Origin of the sequence: Roseicyclus sp. (genome assembly GCF_052168335.1) — a bacterium.
In the GTDB taxonomy this organism is placed as follows: domain Bacteria; phylum Pseudomonadota; class Alphaproteobacteria; order Rhodobacterales; family Rhodobacteraceae; genus Roseibacterium.
Map to the genome: position 1 here is coordinate 1 of NZ_JBQLZP010000082.1, position 5713 is coordinate 5713.

Consider the following 5713-nt stretch of genomic DNA (forward strand, 5'->3'; position numbering starts at 1 on the left):
TGCCGGAGGAGACGGCGGCGGCCATGGTGGAGGTCCAATCGCGCCTGCCCACCGGCCGCGCGGTGCCGGAGGAGAACCTGCACCTGACGCTGGCCTTCCTCGGCGACGCGGGGGAGGACGTGCTGGCGGCCCTCGACGAGGAGATGTCCGGCGCACGACTGCCGGTGGCCGAGATCCGGTTCGGAGGCCTCGACACCTTCGCCGAGATGGAGCGCGGGCTGGTCTTCGTCAGCGTCCTGCCCGACGCGGGGCTGACCGCGCTCCAGTCCAAGGTCGAGCGGATCGCGCGGATGGCGGGCGCCGATCTGCCGCGCCGCCGCTTCCGCCCGCACGTGACGCTGGCGCGCTCCAACCAGCAGCCGAAGGGCCCAGCGCGGGACCGGATGGCAGCGGCGCTCGGAATGCCCGTGGCGATCCCCGGCTTCACGGCGACCGAGGTGGTGCTCTACCGCTCCACGCTCGGCCGGGACGGCGCGCTCCACGATCCGCTCGAGAGCTACCCGCTCTCGCCGTTCTGAACGGTCGGCGAGAAGCGTCCGGCGCGACCTCGCCGCGCGCGCCCGATCCGCCCTCGCCGTTTCGAGCGGCCCGCGACAGGCGCCGCCACCCGGGAATGTCCGACACGATCCCGAGCCTCACGGCGTCCGAGATCGCGCTCCACCGCTCCGCCCTCGGGGACGGCGCATCCCGCGACCCGCCCGCATCCTACCCGCTCTCGCCCGTCCGAGCGGCGCGCGACAACAGGTCGACGAGCCGCTGGCGCGCGGGCGGGAGGGAGCGGTCGCCGAGCGACGGGGCGAGGTGGTTGTGCAGGAAATGACCCGTCGTCCGCAACGCGGCGGCGAGGTCAGCAGCACTCCCACCCGGCATCCCGGCGAGGCAGGGGGGAAACGGCAGGAGGCGGTCGGCATACTCCCCCGCCCCGGCACGCGAGACGGCGCGGCCCGTGCGGGGCGAGACATAGGCCAGATCCTGCGACGACCCCGTCACCGCGCAATGCTCGAGGCTGAGGCCGAAGCCCATCTCGGACAGGAGCGCGACCTCCCACCCCAGATAGGCCTCCGCCCAGCGCTCGGCCCCGAGCCCGTCGAGGAGGGCGAGGCTGCGGGCATAGAGGGCGGGATAGGGCGCACGCTCGGGCAGGCAGAAGGAGAGGAGCGCGCAGACCGCCCCGAGCCCCGCCAGCGCCAGCCGGTCGTCCATCGCGTCGGCGGCGCGGGAACGGACGGGCTCCACCCGGAAGCTGCCGATATGCTCGGACAGCCGCGCGCGCCAGGTCGCGTCGAGCTGCGCGCCGGGTTGCAGCACCGGGGCCATCCGGCGCGAGGCGCCGCCCGGCATGACGCCGACGAAGCGGCCCCGCCCCTCGGTGAAGACCTCGAGGATCGCGGCGCTCTCGCCGTGCCGCCGCACCGCCAGCAGGATACCGTCCTCGCGCCACTCCATGGGCCGGGACTATCGGTCCCATGCCCCGCCTTGTCCATGCGGAGGACGCGTGGCAGGCTCCGCCCCATGTTCCCGGTGCTGCCCCTCCGTGCCCGCAGGCAAGCCCTCATGGTCGCCGTGCTGGCAGCGGCCTCGCTGGCGGCGCAGTGGGTCTACCTGATGCAGCTCAGGTCGACCGGGCCGCTCCAGACGGTGGTGGAGATGGCGCGCTTCTTCACCATCCTGACGACGGCACTGGTGGCGGTGGCCTTCACCACAGTCGCCGTCAGCCGGACGCGGGGACTGAGCGCGCCGCTGCTGGCCGCGCTCACGCTCTCGGCGGTGGTGACGGGCGTGGTCTACCACGTGATGCTCGCCGAGTTCTGGAATCCCACGGGCCTCGGCCTCGTGGCGGACTGGGGCCTGCACACCATCGTTCCGCTCGCCGTCCTGCTCTGGTGGTTCCGGCACGCGCCGAAGACGTCGCTCGGCTGGGCCGACCTGCCGGCCTTCGTGGTCTGGCCCTCGGTCTACTCCGCCTACGCGCTCGGTCTCGGGACCGTGGACGGGGTCTATCCCTATCCCTTCATCGACCCGACCGTGGCGGGGCCCTGGCCCGTCGTGGCGACGCTCGCGCAGCTCGGCCTCGCCATGCTGCTCGGCGGTATCGTCATGATCGGGATCGGGCGCTTCGCCGACCGCTAGTCGAGCCCCGGCTCGTCGAGGAGGTGGCGACCCGCCCGGTCCTCCACCTCGATCACCCAGAGGTCGGGGTCGAAGTCCCGCTGTCGCGCGATGGCGGCATCCACGTCGCGCTCCTCGCCTTCGGACAGCACCATCCACGACCGCGCCCCGGTCATCGGGTCGAAGCTCCGCTGGAAGGCGCGTGCGCGTCCGTCGAGCGTCGCCTGCTTGACCAGCACCGCGCCCGCCGTCGCGTCGCCGCGCGCAACCACGAAGGCCGGGATGTCGGCGAGCCTCAGCCGCGCCAGATAGGCCTGCACCCAGAACTCGGCCGTCAGCCGCGCCACGTCAGTTCCCGTCGCGGAAGTCGAGCCCCATCTCCGAGTATCGCTCGGCCTCCTCCAGCCAGTTCGGCCGGACCTTCACCTGCAGGAACAGGTGCACGCGGCGGTCGAGGAAGGACTCGATCTCCTCCCGCGCGGCCTTGGACACGGCCTTGATCGTCTCGCCGCCCTTGCCCAGCAGGATGCCCTTGTGCCCGTCACGGGCGACATAGATCACCTGGTCGATCCGGGCCGAGCCGTCCTTGCGCTCCTCCCAGTTCTCGGTCTCGACCGTCAGCTGGTAGGGCAGTTCCTCGTGCAGCCGCAGCGTCAGCTTCTCGCGCGTCATCTCGGCCGCGATCATGCGCATCGGCAGGTCCGCGATCTGGTCCTCGGGATAGAGCCAGGGCCCCTCCGGCACCGCCTCGGCCAGCCAGGCGCGCAGATCGTCGACGCCATAGCCCTTCTCGGCCGAGATCAGATAGGTCTTCTCGAAGCCGAAGGCCGCGTTCATCTGCTCGGTCAGCGCGAGCAGCTTCGGCGCCTCGACCCGGTCGATCTTGTTGATGGCGAGCGCCACGCGCCGCCCGCGTGCCTTCTCGCCCAGCGCGTCGAGGATCGCCTGCACGCCCTCGGTCAGGCCGCGATGCGCCTCGATCAGGAGGACGATGACATCGGCATCCGCCGCCCCGCCCCAGGCCGCGGCCACCATCGCGCGGTCGAGCCGCCGCCGCGGACGGAACAGGCCCGGCGTATCCACGAAGACGATCTGGCTCTCGCCCTCCATCGCGACGCCGCGGATGCGCGTGCGCGTCGTCTGCACCTTGTGCGTGACGATCGAGACCTTCGCTCCCACCATGCGGTTGAGGAGCGTGGACTTGCCCGCGTTGGGCTCTCCGATCAGGGCGACGAATCCGGCGCGGGTGCTCATGGGACAGGGCCTAAAGGTCTGGACCCCCGCTCCATAGGCGTCCCCGCGCCGCAGCGCCAGAGGAAGCTCGGACGCACCATCGGCAAGGTTTCGCCCCAAAGCCGTGGCCCATTGGGCAGATGCGACTATTCCGATTCCTTCTCGGTGGCCTTTCGCGCCCCTCACCGCCCGACCCACCGCCTGCGTCCGCCAGCCCGCCAGGCCCGACGCTCCTCCCCGATCCGCCCGCGCGGGACTGGCGCCCGCCGCCCCCGCCGAAGCCCATGCCGGCGCAGTCCCCGCCGCCGCCGCCGGTCGCCCGCCCGGTCGTGCTCAAGGGCCCCTGCCACGTCATCGACGGCGACACCATCGTCATCGACCGCCAGCACATCCGCCTCGCCGGGATCGACGCGCCCGAGCTCGACCACCCCTACGGCCAGAAGTCGAAATGGGCCCTCGTCCGCCTCTGCAAGGGCAAGGTCGTGACGGCGCACGTGACGGGCGAGCTGTCCTACGGCCGCTACGTCGCCGCCTGCACGCTCCCCGACGGCACCGACCTCGCCGCCGAACTGGTGCGCGCGGGCCTCGCGGTCGACTGGCCGAAGTATTCCGGCGGCCGCTACCGCCATCTCGAGCCGCCGGGCATCCGCAAGCGCCTCTGGCGCTGCGACGCGCGGCAGCGGGGGCGGATGCCGCCGCAGGACTTCGGCGCGCGGGCCCGATAGACGGTTGCGCGAGGGGGCCCATCGGGAGTAACCGGACGCGTCCGCAACCCCGAAGGAACAGGGCCATGACTGCGAAGGTGTTCATCGACGGCGAGGTCGGAACGACGGGTCTCCAGATCCGCGCGCGCCTCGAGGGCCGCCGGGACATCGCGCTCATCTCCCTGCCGGAGGAGAGCCGGAAGTCCCGGCTCGCCCGGATCGGCGCCTTCGGCGAGGCCGATGTCGCGATCCTCTGCCTGCCCGACGCCGCCGTGCACGAGATCGCGCCGGACCTGCGCAACATGCCCGTGCGGGTGATCGACGCCTCGACCGCGCACCGGACCGATCCCGACTGGGTCTTCGGCTTCCCCGAGATGGCGCCGGGCCAGCGCGAGCGCATCGCCGGGGCCAAGTTCGTCTCGAACCCGGGCTGCTACTCCACCGGCGCCATCGCGCTCCTGCGGCCGCTGGTCGATGCCGGACTGATCGCGCCCGACCATCCGCTCACGATCAACGCGCTCTCGGGCTACTCGGGCGGCGGCAAGTCGATGATCGCCGAGTTCGAGGAGGGCCGCGTGTCCGGCGGCTTCGTCTACGCCACCGGCCAGAAGCACAAGCACCTGCCCGAGATCGTCGCCCGCACGGGCCTGACCCGCAAGCCGATCTTCGTCCCCCAGGTCGGCCAGTTCGCCCAGGGCATGATCGTGCAGGTGCCGCTCCACCTCGCCACGGGCGGCCCCGCCGCCGCCCTCGCGGCGCTCGAGGCGCATTACGCAAGCGCCCGCTTCGTCGAGGTGGTGGAGCGCGCGGCGCTCGGCGACCGGATCGACCCGCAGGCGCTGAACGGCACGAACCGCATGCAGCTCACGGTCGACGGCGACCCCGAGACAGGGGCCACGATCCTGATCGCGGTCCTCGACAACCTCGGCAAGGGCGCCTCCGGGGCGGCCGTGCAGAACCTCGACATCATGCTCGGGCTCGACGAGGGCGCGGGCCTCTAGCCGGGATGCCGGATGAACGGCCAGTGGCTCGGGGCCTCCGCCCCGAGCCGCCCCTCCGCGTCGAAGTCCGCATCCGCGTTGAAGGGCAGCAGCGACCGCTCCCACAGCCCGTCGATCAACGTTCCCTGCGCCTCCAGAACCCGGCCCAGCCGCGCCTCCAGCTCCGCCTTCCGCGCGCCCCGGTGATAGCCGTGCACCCCGTGCACCAGCAGGGGCTCCGCCACGTCCATCCCGCAGTAGCGCAGCGTGTAGGCGAGCGGCCAGAGCAGGAGCCGCGTCTCCCCCTCCTTGCCGTCCGGCCCCGCCTCCGAGGCCTTCGCCCCCGTCGTCACGCAGAAGAGCGCGCGCTTGCCCCGCAGCAGTCCCCGGTCGAAGCGGTTCTCCACGTCGTGGAGCGCGCCATGCGGCAGGCAGCGCTCGGTCCAGCCCTTCAGCATGGCGGGGGGCGCGAACCACCAGATCGGGAAGTGGAACAAGATCGCGTCGGCAGCGCGGATCTTCGCGACCTCCCCCGCCACGTCCTCCGGGAGACGCCCCGCCGCCGCAGCCGCCTCCTGCGCCTTGAGCGCGTCGAAGCGCGCCATCGGCGCGTGATGCCGCGGCCCCTCGGCGGGGTCGAACCCCATGCCGTGAAGATCCGACCGCAGCACGCGCCACCCCGCCGCC

At 72.5% G+C, this 5713-nt stretch carries 8 protein-coding genes; 4 read left to right on the plus strand and 4 right to left on the minus strand.

What is annotated here, in order from left to right:
* A partial coding sequence (gene thpR, locus ACTS11_RS02685; protein ID WP_442638805.1) for an RNA 2',3'-cyclic phosphodiesterase occupies nt 1-518 on the plus strand: 518 nt, incomplete at its 5' end.
* Nucleotides 519-705: 187 nt separating this feature from the next.
* Here the strand turns inward: thpR and recO are convergent.
* A complete protein-coding gene (recO, locus tag ACTS11_RS02690; protein ID WP_442638806.1) occupies nt 706-1446 on the minus strand; it encodes a DNA repair protein RecO in 741 nt (246 codons plus the stop codon).
* A gap of 117 nt (nt 1447-1563) precedes the next feature.
* On the opposite strand from recO, the gene ACTS11_RS02695 reads away from it, so the two are divergent.
* A complete protein-coding gene (locus ACTS11_RS02695; RefSeq protein WP_442638807.1) occupies nt 1564-2130 on the plus strand; it encodes a Pr6Pr family membrane protein in 567 nt (188 codons plus the stop codon).
* Here ACTS11_RS02695 and ACTS11_RS02700 read toward each other — a convergent pair.
* Nucleotides 2127-2456 carry a DUF1491 family protein gene (locus ACTS11_RS02700; RefSeq protein WP_442638808.1) on the minus strand — a complete coding sequence of 110 codons (330 nt, stop codon included), beginning with the start codon at nt 2454-2456 and terminating at the stop codon, nt 2127-2129. The two genes, ACTS11_RS02695 and ACTS11_RS02700, sit on opposite strands and share 4 nt — an antisense overlap.
* A 1-nt stretch (nt 2457) precedes the next feature.
* Entirely contained in the window at nt 2458-3363 is a 906-nt protein-coding gene (era, locus tag ACTS11_RS02705; protein WP_442638809.1) for a GTPase Era, read from the minus strand.
* Nucleotides 3364-3626: 263 nt separating this feature from the next.
* On the opposite strand from era, the gene ACTS11_RS02710 reads away from it, so the two are divergent.
* On the plus strand, nt 3627-4067 hold the full coding sequence (locus tag ACTS11_RS02710; RefSeq protein ID WP_442638810.1) for a thermonuclease family protein: 441 nt from the start codon (nt 3627-3629) through the stop codon (nt 4065-4067).
* A 65-nt stretch (nt 4068-4132) separates the two neighbouring features.
* Nucleotides 4133-5047: an N-acetyl-gamma-glutamyl-phosphate reductase gene (gene argC / locus ACTS11_RS02715; RefSeq protein ID WP_442638811.1), complete on the plus strand. Its 915-nt coding sequence runs from the start codon at nt 4133-4135 to the stop codon at nt 5045-5047.
* Here the strand turns inward: argC and ACTS11_RS02720 are convergent.
* The coding region (locus ACTS11_RS02720; protein WP_442638812.1) for an NAD(P)H-dependent oxidoreductase at nt 5044-5713 on the minus strand (670 nt) is incomplete at its 5' end. The two genes, argC and ACTS11_RS02720, sit on opposite strands and share 4 nt — an antisense overlap.